The organism is Cellulosimicrobium cellulans (assembly GCF_024124905.1).
Classification (GTDB): domain Bacteria; phylum Actinomycetota; class Actinomycetes; order Actinomycetales; family Cellulomonadaceae; genus Cellulosimicrobium; species Cellulosimicrobium cellulans_G.
Genome location: NZ_JAMXST010000003.1, coordinates 212,047 through 231,252, shown reverse-complemented (window position 1 = coordinate 231,252; position 19,206 = coordinate 212,047). Strand labels below are relative to the sequence as shown.

General features: G+C 74.8%; 19 protein-coding genes. 11 read left to right on the top strand and 8 right to left on the bottom strand.

Going from position 1 to position 19,206, the window contains the following annotated elements:
* Window positions 1–35: 35 nt before the first annotated feature.
* Genes NHH00_RS09760 through NHH00_RS09750 form a run of 3 tightly spaced genes read left to right on the top strand, consistent with a single transcriptional unit; the run spans window position 36 to window position 4,224 of the window.
* Window positions 36–1,997, top strand: coding sequence for an ATP-binding cassette domain-containing protein (locus NHH00_RS09760; RefSeq protein ID WP_253051654.1), 1,962 nt, complete (start codon window positions 36–38; stop codon window positions 1,995–1,997).
* On the top strand, window positions 1,994–3,835 hold the full coding sequence (locus NHH00_RS09755; RefSeq protein WP_253051653.1) for an ABC transporter ATP-binding protein: 1,842 nt from the start codon (window positions 1,994–1,996) through the stop codon (window positions 3,833–3,835). Before NHH00_RS09760 ends, NHH00_RS09755 begins: the two co-directional genes overlap by 4 nt.
* Window positions 3,836–3,858: 23 nt before the next feature.
* Window positions 3,859–4,224, top strand: coding sequence for an SdpI family protein (locus NHH00_RS09750; protein WP_253051652.1), 366 nt, complete (start codon window positions 3,859–3,861; stop codon window positions 4,222–4,224).
* Window positions 4,225–4,263: 39 nt separating this feature from the next.
* On the opposite strand, the gene NHH00_RS09745 is transcribed toward NHH00_RS09750, so the two are convergent.
* Window positions 4,264–5,127, bottom strand: coding sequence for a formate/nitrite transporter family protein (locus NHH00_RS09745; protein WP_253051651.1), 864 nt, complete (start codon window positions 5,125–5,127; stop codon window positions 4,264–4,266).
* Between the two features lie 109 nt (window positions 5,128–5,236).
* Window positions 5,237–6,742: a lactate/malate family dehydrogenase gene (locus tag NHH00_RS09740; protein WP_253051650.1), complete on the bottom strand. Its 1,506-nt coding sequence runs from the start codon at window positions 6,740–6,742 to the stop codon at window positions 5,237–5,239.
* Window positions 6,743–6,830: 88 nt separating this feature from the next.
* Here NHH00_RS09740 and NHH00_RS09735 point away from each other — a divergent pair, with 88 nt between their 5' ends.
* Complete coding sequence (locus NHH00_RS09735; protein ID WP_253051648.1) at window positions 6,831–7,376, top strand: pyridoxamine 5'-phosphate oxidase family protein; 546 nt, start codon at window positions 6,831–6,833, stop codon at window positions 7,374–7,376.
* 8 nt (window positions 7,377–7,384) lie between these two features.
* Here NHH00_RS09735 and NHH00_RS09730 read toward each other — a convergent pair whose 3' ends face one another.
* Window positions 7,385–8,302: a LysR family transcriptional regulator gene (locus tag NHH00_RS09730; protein WP_253051647.1), complete on the bottom strand. Its 918-nt coding sequence runs from the start codon at window positions 8,300–8,302 to the stop codon at window positions 7,385–7,387.
* 215 nt (window positions 8,303–8,517) lie between these two features.
* Between NHH00_RS09730 and NHH00_RS09725 the strand changes: the two genes are divergently transcribed.
* A complete protein-coding gene (locus tag NHH00_RS09725; RefSeq protein ID WP_253051646.1) occupies window positions 8,518–8,907 on the top strand; it encodes a CBU_0592 family membrane protein in 390 nt (129 codons plus the stop codon).
* On the opposite strand, the gene NHH00_RS09720 is transcribed toward NHH00_RS09725, so the two are convergent.
* From NHH00_RS09720 to NHH00_RS09710, 3 genes are all read right to left on the bottom strand, one after another.
* On the bottom strand, window positions 8,908–9,336 hold the full coding sequence (locus tag NHH00_RS09720; RefSeq protein WP_253051645.1) for a DUF1761 domain-containing protein: 429 nt from the start codon (window positions 9,334–9,336) through the stop codon (window positions 8,908–8,910).
* A gap of 44 nt (window positions 9,337–9,380) precedes the next feature.
* Window positions 9,381–10,268, bottom strand: a complete 888-nt coding sequence (locus NHH00_RS09715; RefSeq protein WP_253051644.1) for an endonuclease/exonuclease/phosphatase family protein — start codon at window positions 10,266–10,268, stop codon at window positions 9,381–9,383.
* Between the two features lie 151 nt (window positions 10,269–10,419).
* A complete protein-coding gene (locus NHH00_RS09710) occupies window positions 10,420–11,601 on the bottom strand; it encodes a pyridoxal phosphate-dependent aminotransferase (protein ID WP_253052486.1) in 1,182 nt (393 codons plus the stop codon).
* Between the two features lie 235 nt (window positions 11,602–11,836).
* Between NHH00_RS09710 and NHH00_RS09705 the strand changes: the two genes are divergently transcribed.
* A complete protein-coding gene (locus NHH00_RS09705) occupies window positions 11,837–12,454 on the top strand; it encodes a hypothetical protein (RefSeq protein WP_253051643.1) in 618 nt (205 codons plus the stop codon).
* Window positions 12,455–12,763: 309 nt separating this feature from the next.
* A complete protein-coding gene (locus NHH00_RS21220; protein ID WP_374614724.1) occupies window positions 12,764–13,138 on the top strand; it encodes a DnaJ family domain-containing protein in 375 nt (124 codons plus the stop codon).
* A gap of 111 nt (window positions 13,139–13,249) precedes the next feature.
* On the opposite strand, the gene NHH00_RS09695 is transcribed toward NHH00_RS21220, so the two are convergent.
* Window positions 13,250–14,563, bottom strand: a complete 1,314-nt coding sequence (locus NHH00_RS09695; protein WP_253051641.1) for a carbohydrate-binding protein — start codon at window positions 14,561–14,563, stop codon at window positions 13,250–13,252.
* Window positions 14,564–14,814: 251 nt separating this feature from the next.
* On the opposite strand from NHH00_RS09695, the gene NHH00_RS09690 reads away from it, so the two are divergent.
* The 3 genes from NHH00_RS09690 (at window position 14,815) to NHH00_RS09680 (ending at window position 17,245) form a co-directional block, all read left to right on the top strand.
* Window positions 14,815–16,002 (top strand): alpha/beta hydrolase, encoded by a 1,188-nt coding sequence (locus NHH00_RS09690; protein WP_253051640.1) that lies wholly within the window; start codon window positions 14,815–14,817, stop codon window positions 16,000–16,002.
* Window positions 16,003–16,087: 85 nt separating this feature from the next.
* On the top strand, window positions 16,088–16,498 hold the full coding sequence (arr, locus tag NHH00_RS09685) for an NAD(+)--rifampin ADP-ribosyltransferase (RefSeq protein ID WP_253051639.1): 411 nt from the start codon (window positions 16,088–16,090) through the stop codon (window positions 16,496–16,498).
* A gap of 156 nt (window positions 16,499–16,654) precedes the next feature.
* Window positions 16,655–17,245 carry a VanZ family protein gene (locus NHH00_RS09680; protein WP_253051638.1) on the top strand — a complete coding sequence of 197 codons (591 nt, stop codon included), beginning with the start codon at window positions 16,655–16,657 and terminating at the stop codon, window positions 17,243–17,245.
* A 57-nt stretch (window positions 17,246–17,302) separates the two neighbouring features.
* On the opposite strand, the gene NHH00_RS09675 is transcribed toward NHH00_RS09680, so the two are convergent.
* The gene (locus NHH00_RS09675; protein WP_253051637.1) at window positions 17,303–17,824 is read right to left on the bottom strand and encodes a low molecular weight protein-tyrosine-phosphatase; all 522 of its coding nucleotides are present in this window, start codon (window positions 17,822–17,824) and stop codon (window positions 17,303–17,305) included.
* An 85-nt stretch (window positions 17,825–17,909) separates the two neighbouring features.
* On the opposite strand from NHH00_RS09675, the gene NHH00_RS09670 reads away from it, so the two are divergent.
* Entirely contained in the window at window positions 17,910–18,818 is a 909-nt protein-coding gene (locus NHH00_RS09670) for an SDR family oxidoreductase (RefSeq protein WP_253051636.1), read from the top strand.
* Window positions 18,819–19,206 lie beyond the last annotated feature (388 nt).

Here is a 19,206-nt window from a genome sequence, read left to right as displayed (position 1 = left end):
GGACGAGGCGACGGAGCGACGCGGGTGGGGGAGCCATGACGACCGAAGGTGCGGCCTCGCAGCCGCCGCTGGGGGAGCGGGTCCGACGCTGGACGACCATGTGGGGGCTGCTGCGGCACGCAGGCGTCCCCATCGTCGCGGCGGGCCTCGCGCTGACCGTCCTCCTCGCCCTCCTGCCGCTCGTGTCCATCGTCGCCCTGGGCCGCGTGCTCTTCCTCCTGCCGAGCATGACCGACGGCGCGGCGAGCGCCGGGTGGAGCGACCTCCTCGCGGTGTTCGGCGTCGCGGTCGGGGCGCTCGTCGTGCAGCAGCTCCTCGCGCCGTTCCAGGCGGGGATCGTCGAGACGATCGGTCGGCGGGTCGACCAGCGCTGCATCGACCGGCTCCTCGGCGCGGCGCTGTCCGACGCCCCGCTCGCGCTGCTGGACGACTCCGAGGTGCTCGACGTCGTCGCCGACGCGCGCGCGGCGTTCGCGCGCCAGAGCATGAGCCCCGGCGACGCGGCCGGGGCGCTCGTCCCGCTCGTCGGCCGCTACGTGCAGGTCGTCGGCGCGGCGGTGCTCGTCGCGGCCGTCGTCTCGCCCGTCGCGGGTGCCGTGATCCTCGCGACGGCGCTCGCCATGCGCGCGGGGGTACGGGGCACGTTCAGCAAGCTCACCCCGATCTGGAAGACTCTCCACCCCCAGCGGCGCCGGATGTACTACCTGCGGGAGCTCGCGACCACGCCCGGGGTCACCAAGGAGGTCCGCCTCCTCGGCGTCCTCGGGTGGCTGCGCGACCGTCTGCGTCGGGAGACGATGGCCTACCTCGAGCCGCAGTGGGCGGTCAACCGTCGGCTCCAGCTCTGGCCGTTCGTCGGGTTCTCGGCGATCGGCCTGGTCGGCGGCACGATCGTCCTGGTCCTGGTCGCCGTCGACGACACGCTCGACCTCTTCGCGCTCGGCGTCGCGATCCAGGCGGTGCTCATCCCCCTGCGGTTCGGCGTGTACTTCCCCGAGTGCGACGTGCGCACGCAGTTCGGCCTGCTGTCGTTCGACGCGCTCGAGCGGTTCGAGCAGCGCCTGCGGTCGGCCACGCCCGAGCGCACCGGGGAGGACGACGACGTCCCCGTCCCGCACGGCGTGATCCGCTTCGAGGACGTGTGGTTCCGGTACTCGGACGACGGCGCGTGGGTCCTGCGGGGCCTCGACCTCACGCTCGTCCCGGGCACGTCGACGGCGATCGTCGGGCTCAACGGCGCCGGCAAGACCACGACCACCAAGCTCCTCGCGCGCCTCTACGAGCCGACGCGGGGGCGCATCACCGTCGACGGCGTGGACGTGCGCGACCTCCCGCTCCAGGCGTGGCGGCGCCGTCTCGCCCTGATCTTCCAGGACTACGTCCGCCTCGAGCTCTCCGTCACCGACAACGTCGGGCTCGGCGCGCCCGAGCTGCGCGACGACTCCGACCTGCTGCGCGAGGCGATCGTCGCGGCCGGCGCGGACGGCGTCGTGGACGGCCTCGCCGACGGTGCCGACACGGTGCTCTCCGGCGGGTACGCGGGGGGCCGCGACCTCTCGGGCGGGCAGTGGCAGCGGGTCGCCCTGGCACGCGCCCTCCTCGCGGTCGCGGGCGGCGCCGACGTCCTCGTCCTGGACGAGCCGACGGCGCAGCTCGACGTGCGCGCCGAGGCCGAGTTCTTCGAGCGCTTCCTCGCCCACGGCGCGGTCGCCTCGGTGGCGGGCGAGCGCGCCGTGACGTCCGTCGTCATCTCGCACCGCTTCTCGACGGTCCGCCCGGCCGACCAGATCGTCGTCGTCGCGGAGGGCCGCGTCGTCGAGCAGGGCACGCACGACGAGCTGCTCGACGCCGACGGCCGCTACGCCGAGCTCTTCACCCTCCAGGCCCGCCGGTTCCGCGACGGCTCACCCGACGGCCCCGACCCCGACCTCGGTCCCGACCGTGATGCCCGAGCCACCGGCGCCCCGACCGCCGTGACCTCCGGAGGTGCCCGATGAAGCGCGTCGCGCTCGCCGCCCGGTTCATGCTCGCCCACGCCTGGCGGACCGACCGGCGCCGCCTGCTGGTCGCGTGCGTGCTGCTGACGATCGGGTTCCTCGCCGGCCCCCTCGTCGGCGTCGGGCTGGGCCTCTTCACCGACGCGCTGGTCGACACCGAGGTCGCGCGCGCCGTCGGGCTCGCGTGCGCGGTGGCGGCCCTCGTCGTCGCGGAGCTCATGCTGGGCCACTTCGCCCACCTGTCGTACTTCGAGGTCGCGGACCTCCAGCAGCTTCACCTGCTGGACGAGGTCGCCCAGCTCACGCACGGCTCGTCCGACCTCGCGGAGCTCGACGACCCGGACCGTGTCCGCCTCCTCACGTCGGTGACCGAGGGCCTGCAGCGGGTCCGGCTCGCGCTCGAGGGCACGCTCCAGCTCGGCGGCATGGTGCTCCAGGTCCTGGTCACCACCGTCATCCTCGGTCTCGTCGAGCCGTGGCTGCTCCTGCTGCCCCTCGCAGCGCTGCCGCCCGTCTGGCTCGCCGACCGCGCGCAGCGCGTGCTCGACCGGGCGCGCGACGCCGCGGCCGACGACGTACGCCTCTCCCGGCACCTCGTCACCGCCGGGACGACGGGCACCTCGGCCAAGGAGATCCGGCTCTTCGGCGCGCGTCACCTCGTCGCGGACCGGCAGCGCGCGGCGTGGGACCGCACGACCGCGGTCCTGTGGAGCGCGCACCGGCGCTCCGCGCTGCTGCGCGCGGCGGGCCAGGTGTGGTTCGCGCTCGCCTACGGGGCCGCGGTCCTCCTCGTGCTGCGCAGCGCCGCGTCGGGCACGGCGGCGATCGGCCAGGTCGTGCTCGTCGTCACGCTCGCCATCCAGGTCAGCACGCAGGTCGCGGGCGCGCTGTCGCTGTTCGGCAACCTGCAGGACGCCGGACGGACGGTCGAGAAGCTCCTCCGGCTGCGCGCGACGGCGACGCCGCGGGGCGCGGCTGGCGTCGCGGGTGGCGGCACGGCCGGCGGCGCGGGTGGCGCGCCCGCCGAGGGTGCGACCACCGCCGGGCAGCTGCCCGATCGCCTCACCGGCGGCCTGCGCGTCGAGAACCTCACCTTCGCCTACCCGGGCGCGGACCGGCCCGTCCTCGACGGCGTCAGCCTCGAGCTGCCCGCGGGCGCGACCGTCGCGCTCGTGGGGGAGAACGGCGCGGGGAAGTCCACCCTGGTCAAGCTCCTGTGCGGGCTGTACCGGCCGACGTCGGGCCGCATCCTCGCGGACGGCGTGGACCTCGCCGAGGTGGCGCCCGGCGCGTGGCAGTCGCGCGTCGCGACGCTGTTCCAGGACTTCGCACGCCTCGAGCTCTCGCTGCGCGAGGACGTCGGGATCGGGCGCGTGGACGCGCTCCACGACGACGACGTCCTGTGGGCCGCGCTCGACGAGGCCCGCGCCCGCCCGATCGTCGAGCGCTCGCCCGACGGCCTGGACCAGGTCCTCGGCACGAGCTACGCGGACGGCGCCCAGCTCTCGGGCGGGCAGTGGCAGACGCTCGGTCTGGCCCGCACGCTGCTGCGCGCCGACCCCCTCCTGCTCGCGCTCGACGAGCCCGCCTCCGCGCTCGACGCGACCGCGGAGCACGCGCTGTTCGAGCGGTTCACGGAGACCGCGCACCGGACGGGCAGCACGTCCGGCGGCGTCACGCTGTTCGTCTCGCACCGCTTCTCGACCGTGCGCGACGCCGACCTCATCGTCGTGCTCGACGGCGGCCGCGTCGCCGAGCTCGGCACCCACGACGAGCTCGCCGCCGCGGGCGGGTCGTACGCCGAGATGTACGCGCTCCAGGCCCGCGCCTACCGGTGACGGCCGTCTGACAGGGTGGGGACATGACCGCCGACACGATCGCCGACGTCGTCCTCCTGCTCGTGCTCGTCGGTGCCGGGGTCCTGCTCGTCTGGTGCGCCCGGGCGACGGCGTCCGGGCGCCTCGGGCGCAACCAGCTCGCCGGGATCCGCACCGCGACGACGCTCGCGAGCGACGAGGCGTGGCGCACCGCCCACCGGGCGGCCCGGCCGCTGAGCGAGGCCGCGGGCTGGGTGCTCGTCGCCGCCGCCCCGGCCCTGTTCCTCGTCGGCGACGAGGCAGGTCTCGTCGTCGTGCTGGTCGCGACGGGCCTGACGCTCGCGCTCACGATCGGGGGGCTCGTCGTCGGGACGCGCGCCGTGCGGCGCGAGGCCGACCGGAGCCGGTGACGCGCGCTCGGGTCGGGATCGCGTCGGGCGGGCCCAGCGTCAGGCGGGCTCGGAGACCAGCTCACGCTCCGCCGTCGGGCCGGGCCGGGACTCCTGGGCCGGGCGGCGCGACGCCGGGCGGCCGTGGGTGAGGTAGAGCGGGAGGCCGGTGAGGAGCAGCCCGCCGACGAGGTTGCCGAGCACGGTGGGGATCTCGTTCCAGACGAGGTAGTCCATGATCGTGAACTCGCCGCCGAGCAGCAGCCCGGACGGGAACAGGAACATGTTGACGATCGAGTGCTCGAACGACATGAAGAAGAACAGCATCACGGGCATCCACATCGCGACGGCCTTGCCGGGCACGTCCTTCGCGAGCATCGCGCCGACGACGCCCATGGACACCATCCAGTTGCACAGCATGCCGCGCACGAACAGCGTGAGCATGCCCGACGCCCCGTGCTCCGCGTACCCGACCGTGCGGCCCTCGCCGATGTGCCCGATCGCCTGACCGACCTCGTTGGGCGGGGTGTCGAACCCGTACGTGACGACGATCGCCATCATCACCGCGACGGCGAGCGCGCCGAGGAAGTTCCCCACGAACACGAGGCCCCAGTTGCGCAGGACGCCGCGCACCGTGACGCCGGGTCGCTTGTCGAGCCAGGCCAGCGGGCCGAGGACGAACATGCCGGTGAGCAGGTCGTACCCGAGCAGGTACAGCAGGATGAACCCGACCGGGAAGAGGACGGCGCCCAGGATCGCGTGGCCCGTGGTGACCGTGACCGTCACCGCGAACGCGGCGGCGATCGCGAGGATCGCGCCGCCCATCGCGGACCGCACGAGCGTGTCGCGCGTGGACAGCAGGACCTTGCTGGCACCGGCGTCGATGATCGTCGGGACGAGCTCGGCGGGCTTGACGTAGGACATGGGCGGGCTCCGGTCTCTGAGGCGACGTCGCGGCAGGGGAGCGCCCGACGGCGCGTCCCACGCTAGGAACCCGCGGTTTCGCCCGCGTTCCCGCCGGGGAGCGACCTCGTTACCGGGGTCGCTCAGCGCGCGGGGCCGCCCTGTGAGAACTCGCACCCGACGCGGGCTCGACGACGACCGACCGGACCGTCGCGAGGCGGCGCACCGCGCGCTCGAGGGCCCGCGTGCGGCGCGGCGTCGCGCGGAAGGTCACGACGATCCGCCCGGCCCGGCCGTCGTCATCGACCGGCTCGGTCGCGAGCGAGTCGAAGCTGACCCCGCGCGTCGAGAACACCCCGGTCAGCGCCGTGAGCGTGCCCGGCTGGTCGAGGCCGTGCACGGTCGCGACCCACGCGGCCTCCGCCCCGGCCCGGCCCGACGGCGCCCGGTCGCCGGTCGCGGACGACGCACCCGGGACGGGCGCACCGGTCCGGGCCCGCTCCCGGCCGGCGGGCCGGTCGTCGTCCCGCGGCACCGTGCTCGCGGCGACCATCCGCTCGATGCCGTCCGCCGCGTGCGCGAGGCGCCGGGCCTCGTCGTCGGGCAGGTCGTCGAGGAGCACCCGCGTCCACCCGCCCGGCCCGAGGACCACCGGGACGCCGAGCACGCCGCGGTACGGGACGCCGTCGTGCCCCGCGAGAGTCCGGTCGAGCGGTCCGTCGAGCCGTCCGTCGAGCTCGCCGTCGAGCGCGACCTGCCCGGCGACCACGATCTCGCGGCCGTCGAGGATCACCTCGAGCAGGTCGACCGTCGCGCTGGCCGTCCCGGCGGGCGTCTTCGCTCCCGACTGGTGCGTCATCCACGGTCGCGTCACGAGCCGCAGGTCGGCGGGCCACGTGTCGATGAGGTCGAACGCCGCACCCATGTCCGCCGTCGCGACGCGCGCCAGCTCGGTCTTCGCCGCGGCGATCTCGGCGGGCAGCGCGTCGAGCGTCCGGCCCCGACGCAGCGCCGCGACCGCGCGGGCACGCTCGTCGGCGTCGAGACCGCTGACGCGGACCGTCGACCACAGCGGGACGGCGTCCTCGCCGTGCTGGCCACCGACGAACCCGCCGACGCGGTGCCGACGCACGCCCAGCTCGACCGCGAGCTCGCGCCGGAACCGCAGCGTGTCGAGCCACGCGCCCATCCCGAGCACGCGGTGCCGCCCGAGCCGCTCCGCCATGACGGCGACGCCGAGCTCCACGGGGTTCGTCACCACGACGACGACCTCGTGCCCCGATCCGTGGCGCGCGATCGCGTCCGCGTACTCGGCGAGGACGGCGCCGTTCGTCGCGGCGAGGACGCGGCGGTCGGGGTCGGCGCCCGTGCGCGCCGGGGGAGTGAGGCCGGCGGCGACCACGATCACGTCGGCCGTGACGTCCTCGGGGGAGTGCGCGACGTCGAGGAGCGGCGCGTGCTCGTCGTACGCGTCGACCAGGTCCGCGCGCAGCCCGTGCACGGCCCGACCCGACGCCCCGCCCGCGCGACCGACGAGCTGGAGCCGCGCCGTCGGCGGGAGCACCCGTCGCTCGACGATCTGCGTGCACACCTGCCGGCCGACGTCCCCCGTCGCCCCCACCACCGCTACGTCCACCCCGGCAGGCTACGTCCCGACCGATGAGTCCGGGCGCCCTGGCGCGTCATGACCGGTGAGGACGCACCGGGACGAGAGGAGCAGGACGATGACGACCGCCGACCCGACGGTGAAGAACCTCGACGGCTACGGGACGCCGCCGATCGAGTGGGCGCGCGTGCACGACACGCTGTTCGGCCGGCTCCCGCAGGAGCCCGGGTCCGGCGGGCCGAACCGGCACACGACGTGGCTCGCGACGACCGACCCCGACGGGAAGCCGCACGTCGTGCCGTTCGGCGCGCTCGTCCTCGACGAGGAGATCTTCCTGTGCTCCGGCGAGGGCACGCGCAAGAACCGGAACCTGCACCGCGACCCGCGCTGCACGCTCACGGTCGCGACGGAGCCGTTCGACCTCACCGTCGAGGGCAGGGCCGAGCGCGTCACGGACCCCGAGGCCCTGGAACGCGCGGCGGCCGGCTTCCGCGCCGACGGGTGGCCCGCGACCGTCGACGGCGACGCGCTCACCGCCGAGTTCAGCGCACCGTCCGCCGGCCCGCCGCCATGGGCGGTCTACCGTCTGATCCCCGAGCGCGTGTTCGCGTTCGGCACGGCCGAGCCCTACGGCGCCACGCGCTTCGACCTCCCGCCGAGGTAGAGACCAGGTCACGCGAACGCGATGTCGGCCGCGGCGGCGACCATCTCGTCGAGGACCGCGGAGACGACCGGCCGGGGCTCGTGCCGGGTCGCGCGGTGGCGCGCGACGAGGCGGCGCGAGCCGAGGCCGGGCAGGCCGACGACCGTGACGCCGTCGGGCACCTCGTCCGACGCGCCGCCCTCCACGGCGAGCGCCGGGAGCATCGCGACGCCGAGCCCGGCCGCGACGAGGGACAGCGCGACGTCGAAGTCGTAGTAGTTGTGCCGCGTGCGCAGCGTCCCGCCGAGCCCGCGGGCCAGACGGCGCAGGGCGCGCGCGGCGGCGGTGCCGGGCTCGGGACCCAGCCAGACGGCGTCGCGCACGTCGTCGAGGCGGGTCGGGGTCGACATCCCGGCGGGGACAACGAGCCGCCACGGCTCGTCGAGCAGCACGATCTCGCGCGTGCCGCGCGGCGCGGGGGAGTCGGCCTCGTAGTCGCGCTCCAGGAGCACGACGTCGAGCTCGCCCGCGCGCAGGAGGCGCAGCGCCTCGGTGGGCTCGCGCTCCTGGACGTCGAGCTCGATGCCGGGCGCCGTCTCGGCCAGGCGCCCGGCGACGGGCGCGACGACGGCGCGGATCGCCGTCTGGAACGACCCGACCGCGACGCGGCCCATGACCTCGTCGCCGAGCGCGGCGAGCGCCTTGCGCGCCTCGACGAGCTCCGTCTCGATGCGTTCGGCCGTCTCCGCGAGCACGCGCCCGGCCGGCGTGAGGGTCACGCCACGTGGTCCGCGGTCGAGGACCGCGACGCCCTCCTCGGCCTCGAGCCGCTGGATCTGCTGGGAGACCGCGGACGGGGTGACGTGCAGAAGGTCTGCTGCCGCGAGAATGCCCCCGCCACGGTGCACGGCAAGGAGAAAGCCAAGTCTGCGTGGGTCCGTCGCCATGTAGAGATGCTAAACGGCCGGTGCAGAATCCTTCGATTGTGCTGAAGCGCGCGAGGCCTCACACTTGTCGTGGCGCCGGTCGGTTACCTCCTCCTCCTTACGGGTCGGCGCCCGAGCTTCCGCACCACCCGCGCCACCAGCCATCGGCCCGGAGCGCACAGCCACCGCAGCGTCGCGGTACCCCCTCCACCCCTCTTCGTCACCGGAGTACCGCTGTGCCCGTCACCCTCGACGCGTTCGTCATGTTCCTCGGCTGGATCGGCGCCGCCGCCGGAGTCGTCGCCTACGCGATGGTCAGCCGCGGCCGCTGGGCCGCGTCGTCCGCCCCGTTCCAGCTCACCAACCTCACCGCCGCGGGCCTCATGGGCATGGTCGCGGCCGCGAACGGGGTGTGGCCGTCGGTGGCTGCCAACATCGTGTGGATCCTCATCGGCGTGCAGGCGATCGTCGTGATCGTCCGCGCGCGGGCGCGCCGCCGCGCGACCGTCGACGACGTGGCGGCCCCGGCCCCCGCGGTCGTCCCCGGCGCGGTCACGGCCACCGCCCCCGAGTCGGCCCTGCCCGACGGCGACCCCTCGCCGCGCGAGGTCGGGCTCGCCGCCTGACTACACCCCGGCGGGCGTGACGAGCCCGATCAGCAGGCCCATCACGAGCACGGTGACCAGCTCGTGCGCGACGTTGAGGACCGTGAGCCCGGCCGGCCGGCCCTCGAACGCGTCGTGCGTGACGAACCGCGCGGCGGTGAACCCCGCCCACAGCACGAGGGCGGTCAGCAGGGCGTTGCCCAGGTAGGCGCCGCCGTAGAAGGACCACGCGAGGTACGTCGCCCCGGCGAGCACCCAGGCGGTGACGAAGCTGACCACGACCGTGACGACGATCGGCACGACGGCGTCCCGGCCCTCGCCGGACGGGACGACCTTCGCGACGCGCATCCAGTACGTGCCGAACACCTTCGGCGTGTACCAGACCGAGCCCACGACCATGCTCGACACCGTCGCGGCCAGCACCGCCCAGTAGTTGATCTCCGGAACCATCGGACCGCTCCCTCGCGTCGACGCCGTCGCTCGGAGCGTAGCGCTCAGGCGGTGGCGCCCGCCTGCGGTCCGACGACCACGTCGACCACGACCGCGCGGTGGTCGGACAGGCCGGTGTCGACGGCCGTCGCGGGGCCGAGGGCCCGGATCGTCGCCTGCCCGGGCGTGGCGTCGACGAGGACGTGGTCGATCTGGCGGACGGGCCGGTCCGTCGGGTGGGTCAGCACGTCGGCGAGGGACGTGAAGCCGCTGAGCTCCGCAGGCTCCGGCGCGCGCAGGTTGAGGTCGCCGAGCAGCGCGAGCGGACGGGGGAGCGGCGCGCACGCCCGGACGAGGGACCGGAACTGGTCCGCGGTGAACTCCGGGCGGGACGTGGTGTGGGTCGTCACCACCGTGAGCGGTCCCCACGGCGTCACGACGGCGGCCGCGAGCGCCGCGCGGGGCTCGTCCGGGACCACGCGGAACGGGACGAGGCGCGCGGCCCCGCTCGCCGAACCGGGCGTCCGGCGCCGGACGCGCGAGCGCCACGGCATCCGGTCGAGCTCGAGCCGCGACCACCGCGCGACCGGGAACCTGCTGACCAGCCCGATCCCGTAGGACGCGACGCCCGGCACGCGCCGCACGCCCGCACCGGGTCGCGCCGCGCGCACCCAGGCACCCGAGACGCCGCGCAGGGTGGGGGAGAAGTGCCGGTGGTCGGCGCGCAGCGCCTCGGCGGCGACGGCGACGAGGTCCGCACGCTGCGAGCGGGGCGCGTCGCGCTCCACCTCCTGCAGCGCGAGCACGTCCGCGTCGAGGTACGCGACCGCGCGCGCGAACCGCTCGACGTCGACCGTCCCGTCGAGCGCGGCGCCGTGCAGCGCGTTGAACGTCGCGAGGCGCAGCGCGCCGTCGGGTCGCGGGGGCAGTCCGGGCGAGGCGGCGGTCGGCACCGCACGATCCTCGCGCGGACGGACGATCCGCGCGACCACACCGGCGAGGCAGCGACCTCCGGGCCGCGGGAGCACCCAGTCCCTGGGCGCCGGTCGCGCTCTCGGCCCGCGGGTCGCGGTGTCGGGGCGGTCGTCCGCCGTCGCGACCTCGTCAGCGAGTACGGCGCCAGGCGACGATGCGCTCCACCGCCTCCGCGACGGTCTCCGGGGCCGCCGCGAAGGAGAGGCGCACCCAGTCGCCGCCGCGGACGGCGTCGAAGTCGGTGCCCGGGGTCAGTGCGACGCCCGCCTCGGCGAGCAGCCGCTCGCACCACGTCACGGAGTCCAGGCCGTCGCCGGAGACGTCCGCGTAGACGTAGAACGCGCCGTCGGCCGGGGCGACGCGCGACCAGCCGAGGTCGTCGAGCCGCGACAGCACGAGCTCGCGCGACGCCGCGTAGCGCGCCAGGTTCTCCGCAGCGGCCGTGTACCCCTCGGGCGAGAACGCCGCGACGCCCGCGTGTTGCGCGAGCGCGGGCGGCGACAGCGCGACGTTGCCCGCGAGCGCGTCGACCGGACCGACGAGCTCGTCGGGCAGCACGAGCCACCCCAGCCGCCAGCCCGTCATGGCCCAGTACTTGGAGAACGAGTTGACGACGACGGCGCCCTCGCCGACGTACCGCGCCGCGGTCGGCAGCGCGGCGGGCGAGGCGCCCGGGTCGCCGTACGTGATGCCGTGATAGATCTCGTCGCTCACGAGCCGGACGTCGTGGTCGGCGCACCACGTGGCGACGGCGTCGAGCTCGGCGGGCAGGATCATCGTCCCCGTCGGGTTCGCCGGGCTCGCGACGACCAGCCCGTCGAGGCCGCCGTCGTAGTACGCCTCCATGAGCTGCGACACCGTGGGCTGGTAGCGCGTCTCCGGGCCGCAGTCGAGCTCGACGACCTCGCAGCCGAGCGCCCGCAGGATGTTCTTGTACGCGGGGTAGCCGGGACGGGCGAGCGCCACGCGGTCGCCGACGTCGAACGCCGCGAGGAACGCGAGGAGGAACCCGCCGGACGACCCGGTCGTCACCGCGACGCGCGCCGGGTCGACATCGACGCCGTACCAGCGGTCGTAGTGCTCCGCGATCGCGCGGCGCAGCGCCGGGACGCCGAGCGGCTCCGTGTAGCCGAGGTCGCCGCGCTCCAGCAGCTCGATCGCCCGGCGGCGGACGACGTCCGACGCACCCGTCGACGGCTCGCCCGCGCACAGGTTGAGGACCGACGCCCCCGCGTCGCGCAGCCGGTTCGCCTCCGCGAGCACCTCCATCACCGCGAACGGCGGCACGTGCGAGCGGCGCGAGACCTTCATCGACCCAGACATGAAGCCATCATGCCGGGTCAACGGACCCGACCACCGCCGACCCCGGGGTTGTCGCCGCCGCACGGCGCCGAACCCGGGGTTGCGGGCGAGTTCGGCGGTCGGACGGCGCACAACCCCGGGTTTAGCGCCGGGTCGGTCATCCGTTCGAGGGATGTCGGCGACGGCGAGGGATCGGTCGTCCGGGCGACGCGCCGTCGTCGGCCGGCGGGGTCGGATGGACGGCATGGCCGAGGACGTGTGGGACGACGGCTCCGAGGACCGGGCGAGGGACGATCACGCGCGAGGAGGTCGCAACGAGACGTTCCGGCCGGTCCGGGGATGGGGCGTGCTGTGGCGCAGCGCGTTCGTGCTGTGGCACGGCGGGCGCGAGTACGTCGTAGACGTGGACTTCCTCGACTGGGACGAGCGGATCCGGCTCTACCGCGACCGGCGCCTCGTCGACGAGCAGCGGTCCCGGGCCCGCTTCGACCTCGGCGACGCGCGGATCGAGGCCCGGATGAGCCTCTACGGGGTGCGGTACGTGCGCGTCGTCGACGCCGTGGGCGACGTCCGGGACGTCCCGCCGATGCCCGGCACGGCCGAGGCGTGGCGCGACCGCATGGACCGGGAGCGCCCGACGGCGAGCCGCGCCGTCGGCGTCGCCGCGTGGGTCGTGCTCGTGGTCGCGCTCGTGACGCAGGTGCCCCAGCTCCTCGACCTCGTCTCCGGGTTCACCGGCTGGACGCCGCCGTTCGTGCCCGACCTGCCCGCCTCCGTGAACACGGTGCTGTCCGTGGCCGGGGTGGTCGCCGCCGTCGACCGCGGGCTGCGGCGTCGGTACCACCCGCTCCTGGACGGCTGACCCGCCGCCTCGTCCCGCGTCGCGGAGCCTGCCTAGGGTGGAGGGACACCGACAGGGGAGGTTCTCGTGTTCCGACGACGGTCCCGCGCCACCTCGGACGACGACCCGGTCCGGCGCGCCGCGCAGTACCGGGTCGACCGCGAGATCGCGCGCGAGAGGTCCGACCGCGGAGAGGCCGGGCGTGACGAGGCCGGGCGGTCGGACACGCCCGCTCCGCCGGGGGGCGAGGCGCCCGCCGCGGCGTCCCGAGAGCCGGACGACGACGCCGGCTCCCGCGGACCGCGGCGCGTACGACCCGAGGACCGAGCGATGTACGTCGACACGGTGATCGACCAGGCCATCCGACGCGGGGAGTTCGACGACCTCCCGCTCGCGGGCAAGCCGATCCCCGGGCTCACGGGGACGCACGACCCCGACTGGTGGCTCAAGTCGGTCATCGAGCGCGAGCAGCTCACCGGGCTGGGACCGCCCGCGATGCTGCTCAGGCAGGAGGACCGAGAGCTCGACGACCGGCTCGACCGCGAGCTCGACGAGACGACCGTCCGCGAGATCCTGACGGACTTCAACGCGCGCGTCGTCGACGCCCGCCGCCAGCTCCTGGGCGGGCCGCCGGTGGTCACCCCGACGCGCGACGTGGACCACGAGGTCGCACGCTGGCGCGCCCGCCGCGACCGGACCGCCTGATTCCACGACTCCCCCCCGCCCCGCACAACCCCCCGCCGAGCACGACATGAGGGTCGCTATCGGGCTGATAACGACCCCCATGTCGTGTTCGGCGGAGCGGCGTCCGAGCGGCTAGCGGCCCTGGAGCGCGCGGACGTTGTCGCCGAACGTCCAGCCCTTGGAGCCGTCCCAGTTGATCGACCACGTCATGAGGCCCTTGAGGCGCGACGCGTACGGCTGGTACGCCTGCGTCACCAGCGACGGTGCCATGTAGCCGCCGCCCGCTCCCGCCTGGGCGGGGAGCCCCGGGACCTGCTTGTCGTAGGGCACCTTCACCGTGACGCCCTGGATCGTCAGTCCGGCGTTCAGGCAGTCGGTCTGCTTCTGGAAGCCCTGGACGGTCCCGGCGCCGTACGAGTCGCCGCTGCAGCCGTACATCGAGCCGTTGTAGTACTGCATGTTGAGCCACCACAGGCGGCCGTTGTCGACGTACCTCTTGATGATCGGCAGGTACGAGCCCCAGATCGAGCCGTACACGACGCTGCCGCCCGTCACGTACGCCGTCTCGGGCGCCATGGTGAGGCCGAAGGTGCTCGGCATCTCCGCGAGGACGCCGTCGATGATGCGGATCAGGTTCGACTGCGACGTCGACAGCGTGCTGATGCTCCCGCTGCCCGACAGCCCCGTCTCGATGTCGATGTCGATCCCGTCGAAGTGGTTGTCGCGCAGGATCGGCACGACCGTCTCCACGAAGCGGTCCGCGACGGCCGGGCTGGACAGGTCGATCCCGGCGGTCGCGCCGCCGATCGACAGGAGCAGGCGCGTCCCGTTCGCCTTCGCCGCGCACATCTCGGCGGGCGTGGGCACGTCGACACCGGTGTCCATGCCGTCCTGCCAGAGCACGGTGCCGTCCGAGAGGATCACGGGGAACGCGAGGGTCACGACGTTGTACCCGTGCGCGGAGATCCGGGGGTCGTCGATCGGGATGTGCCCGAGGCCGGGGTGCACGCCGTTGGACGCGCCGTCCCAGCTCTCCCAGTACCCCTGGAGCACCTTGCCCGCCGGCTTGCCCTGCACCGCGCAGTCGGTGGGGTCCGTGGGGTCCGTCGGGTCGGTGGGGTCCGTCGGGTCGGTGGGGTCCGTCGGGTCGGTGGGGTCCGTCGGGTCGCACGCTCCGCCGTCGGACCACAGCGTCGGGGTCGACGAGGGGGTCCAGCCCGCCCCGACGTAGGCCGTGTGCGTCACGCGCGCGGTGTAGGTGCGCCCGTTGTACGTGACCTGGGTCCCGGCGGTGTACGTCGAGCCCTCCGCCCAGGCGGTGGCCGCGCACTGGGCCGCGGCCGCGGGGGCGAGCGCACCCGGGACGACGGCCGCGCCGCCCACGAGGGCCGCCGCCAGGGCGACGGTGGCCGCTCCGGCGAGGAGCGGGGTCGGACGAGATCTCACGGGGCACCTCGAGTTCGGTCGCACGGCGGCCGAGGCGGGCGCCGTCGGCCGATGATCCCGCCAGTCTGCAAGCGGGCCACGGCGTCGCGCATGAGGGAGAACCACACGATCCGCACGGCTCGTCCGGGCGCGGACCCGCGGGGTGTACGGGTGGTCCCGGACCTGCCGACGCACGCGACGTCGGGGGCGCGGCACGTCGCCGGCGCTGCCGCGCCGAGCGGCCTCGCGCCCGGGCGCCTAGGGTCGGCCGCATGGCCGACTGGCAGCCCGACGTCCTCGGCGACGACTACGAGCAGCTCACGCTGCCGCTCGCCCCCGACGACGAGGGCGACGTCGTCGCCACGCTCGTGCGGCGCCGTCGGCCCGGGGGAGCCGCGGCGGACGGCGCCGGCGCAGGGACCACCGCGGGGGACGGGCAGCACCTCGACGTCCTGTACGTCCACGGATGGTCCGACTACTTCTTCCAGACCGAGCTCGCCGACTTCTGGGAGGCGCACGGCGCACGCTTCCACGCGCTCGACCTGCGCAAGTACGGGCGCAGCCTGCGGCCCGGCCAGACGCCCGGCTACGTCACCGACCTCGCGACGTACGACGAGGACATCGAGGCCGCGCTCGCGGCGATCGGCCACCACGGCGACGGGCGCTCGCCGCGCGAGCTCGTGCTCATGGGCCACTCGACGGGCGGGCTGACGCTCAGCCTCTGGCTCGCCCGGAACCCCGGCCGCGCGGCGGCGCTCGTCCTCAACAGCCCGTGGCTGGAGTTCCAGACGCGCGAGGTCGGGCGCCTGCTGCTCGAGCCCGTGATCGGGGCGAGGGCGCGGCTCACGCCGACGCGCCCGCTGCCGAACGTCGACCTCGGCTTCTACACGCGATCGGTGAGCAAGGACTTCGACGGCGAGTGGACGTACGACCTCGCGTGGCGCCCCCAGCACGGGTTCCGCACCACGCCCGCGTGGCTGTCCGCCGTCTTCCACGGGCAGCAGACGGTCGCGCGCGGCCTGTCCATCGGGGCGCCGGTGCTCGTGCTGCTCTCCGCCCGCAGCACGCTGCTGCCCCGCTGGACGCCCGAGATGATGCACACGGACACGGCGATCGACGTGGACGGCGTCGCGCAGCGGTCCGTCCAGCTCGGCGATCTGGTCACGGTCGCGCGCCTCGACGGCGCCCTGCACGACGTCGTGCTCTCGGCCCGGCCCGTGCGCGCGCTCGCGTACGGGCGGATCGCGCAGTGGGTCGGCGCGTACCTCCCGCGTCCCACGCCTCCCGTGCCCGACGACGACCGGGCACCCGCGCCGGACGACGCACCACGGGCGGCGAGCGGCCTCGGTCCGCTGCTCTCCCGCCTCGGGGCGGGCGCCCACCGTGCCGGGCGGGCCGTCGCGCGCGCGGTGGGCTCCGCCGTCGGGACGCTGCGCGGCACGAGGGCCGGCCGCCGGTGAGCGGAGCGCTGACGGGGCTGGACCACGACGCCGCACCCCGCCCAGGGCGACCCGCCCCGCGCACCCGCGGCCTTACGGTGAGCAGGTGAGCCAGACACTCGACCAGGGGCCCTTCTTCCACGGCACCAAGGCCGATCTCCGGGAGGGCGACCTGCTGACCGCGGGCTTCCGGTCGAACTACCGGCCCGAGGTCACCATGAACCACGTGTACTTCACCGCCCTCGTGGACGGCGCCGGCCTCGCCGCCGAGCTCGCGGCCGGCGACGCGGCACCTCGGGTCTACCGGGTCGAGCCGACGGGTCCGTTCGAGGACGACCCCAACGTCACCGACAAGAAGTTCCCGGGCAACCCGACGCGGTCGTACCGGAGCAGCGCACCGCTGCGGGTGGTCGGCGAGGTCACCGACTGGCCGCGGCTGAGCGAGGAGGCGCTGGCGGCCTGGCGCGCGCGTCTGGCGGCTCTCCTGTCCGACGAGCGGGGCGAGATCATCAACTGAGTGCTGCCGCTCCCGGGCGCCGCGCACACGCCGTCTCCCACCGCAGGGGGAGGGCGCCGGGTCGGGGCTCGCACCCTCGGTGGATACTCCGACGGCGGTCCGGCACTACCGTCGGCGACGTCGTGCGCGAGGTGCCCAGCAGAAGGAGCGGTACGAGTGTTTCGCGAGGTCCCTGTCCTGCCCGTCGTGGTGCCCCTGGCTGCCGCCGTGCTCGGGATGCTGCTCTGGCGTCTGCGCCGCGCGGACCGGCTCACGGTGCCGCGGGCCGCCGTCGCGCTCGCGCTCGCCGTCTATGCGGCCGGGGTCGTGGCCAACACGGTGTTCCCGATCTTCCTCGACAAGCCGGTGAGCAGCGCGCCGTGGAACGCCCACCTGGCCCTCGTGCCGCTGGCGGACTACGAGGTCGCCGACGCGGTGATGAACGTCCTCGTGTTCGTGCCGCTGGGCATGCTCCTGCCGCTCCTCCTGGCGCGGACGTCGTGGTGGCGCGCCGTGGCGGCGGCGGCGGCCTTCAGCCTGGCGATCGAGGTCGTCCAGTACGTCACCTCGCACCTGCTCGGGGGCGGCCACATCGCCGATGTGAACGACCTGCTCTTCAACGTCGTGGGCGGCGTGCTCGGCTACGCGCTGTTCGTCCTCCTGTGCCGCGTCCCCGTGCTCGACGCGTTCCTCGAACGTTTCCGCTGGTCCACAGGACCGCGAGCGCGCCTTGGCGGAGCGGACCTGCGTCGCGTGCATCCGCACTGACGGTTGCCCGGGTCCGCGGCGTGTCGCGGCGGCGGAGCGCGACCGCCCGACCGACGCTCAGCCGTCGAGCTGCGTGCGGACGAAGTCGACGATCCCGTCCGCGGCGGCCTCCACCTCGGCGAGGCAGTCCTCGAAGTCCTGCTGACCGCCGTACCAGGGGTCGGCGATGTCGAGCACGTGCTCGGGCTCGCCCGGCGCGACGCGGGGGGCGGCCGGGTCGAACGAGCGGTACATCCGCACCGGGCCGGCGGCGTCGAGGCGGCGCAGGGCGCGGGCGTGCTGGGACGTCATCGCGAGCACGAGGTCCCGCGCGGCGAGGTCGCCCGCGCGCACCTGTCGGGCGCGGTGCGTCCCGTCGACGACGTACCCGTGCTCGGCGAGGACGGCCCGCGCGCGGCGGTCGATCGGGTTCCCTCGCTCCTCGTCGCTGATCCCCGTCGAGTCCACCACGACGCGGTCGCCGAGCCCGGCCGCCTCGAAGCGGTCGCGCAGCACCACCTCGGCCATCGGGGACCGGCAGATGTTGCCGGTGCAGACGGTCATGACGCGGTAGGGCACGGGGGCCTCGGTACTGGTCATGGGCCCATTCTGCGGGAGGCGCGCGCGCTCCTCACGTGCGGCCGGTCGCCGGGCGGCCCGCGACCGCCACGTCTACCGTGAGGACATGATGATCGGGGCGGGGTCGGGGCGGATCGCCGTGACGGGCGCGAGCGGGCTCCTGGGGTCGAAGCTCGCGTTCCGCCTCGCCGCCGAGGGCGCGACGCAGCGCCTCGTCGTGCGCGACGCCGCCCGGGCGCCCCGCCTCGGCGACGACCCGCTCCCCGAGTCGGACGTCGCCGTCGTCGACGGGTACACGGACACGCGCGGGATGGTCGCCGCCTTCACCGACGTGGACACCGTGTTCCTGGTGTCCGCCCGCGAGGACCTCGACCGCGTCGCGCAGCACCGCGCGGCGGTCGACGCCGCCATCGCGGCGGGCGTCGGGCACCTCGTCTACGTGTCGTTCGTCGGCGCGGCACCGGACGCCGTCTTCACCTTCGCGCGCGACCACTGGCGCACCGAGGAGTACATCCGCGCGACGGGCGTGCGGCACACGTTCCTGCGCGACAACCTCTACCACCGCGGGCTCGCGCTCATGGTCGGCGACGACGGCGTGATCCGCGGACCCGCGGGCGACGGGCGGGTCGCGTCCGTGTCGCACGACGACATCGCGGACGTCGCGACCGTCGTCCTGCTCGACGCCGACACGCACCGCCACGACGGCGTCACCTACGACGTCACAGGGCCCGAGGCCCTCACGCTCGACGAGGTCGCGGAGGCCCTGACCACCGCGACCGGCCGCGACATCACGTACCACGCCGAGACCGTCGACGAGGCGTACGCGTCCCGCGAGCGGTACGGGGTGCCGCGGTTCGAGGTCGACGGCTGGGTGTCGTCGTACACGGCGATCGCCGCGGGCGAGCTCGCGCACGTGAGCGACGCCGTCCCCCGGCTCGTCGAGCGCCCCGCGCAGTCGTTCGCCACGTGGCTCGACGACTACCCCGAGGAGTGGGCGCACCTGCGCCCCGCGTGAGCTCGGCGCGCGTCGCCGCTCGGCGCGCACCCGCGAGATCGACCCGCACGTCCGAGATCGACCCTCGGTGGGTCGATCCGGCGACGGGCGGGTCGATCTCGGCGGTTCCACGCCGTGCGCGAAAACCCCTGGCGTCGCCGCGGGGGGCGGACGTACCGTCGTCGTACACGCGAAAGGAGGTGGTCCTGGAAGTGAAGATTCTTCGGACTCGTGAGGTGGTTGCGCGCTAGTCGTCGCGCAACCGATCCAGCAACGGACCGGATGCGGTGAGCCCGTGAACCGGGCGGGGTCTCCCGAGGGGAGACGCCCGACGGCGAGCGAGTACCACGCAACCACCGGAGCCCGCGGGTGTCGTGCCCTCGTCCAGCACGACAGGAGGAACCCTCCA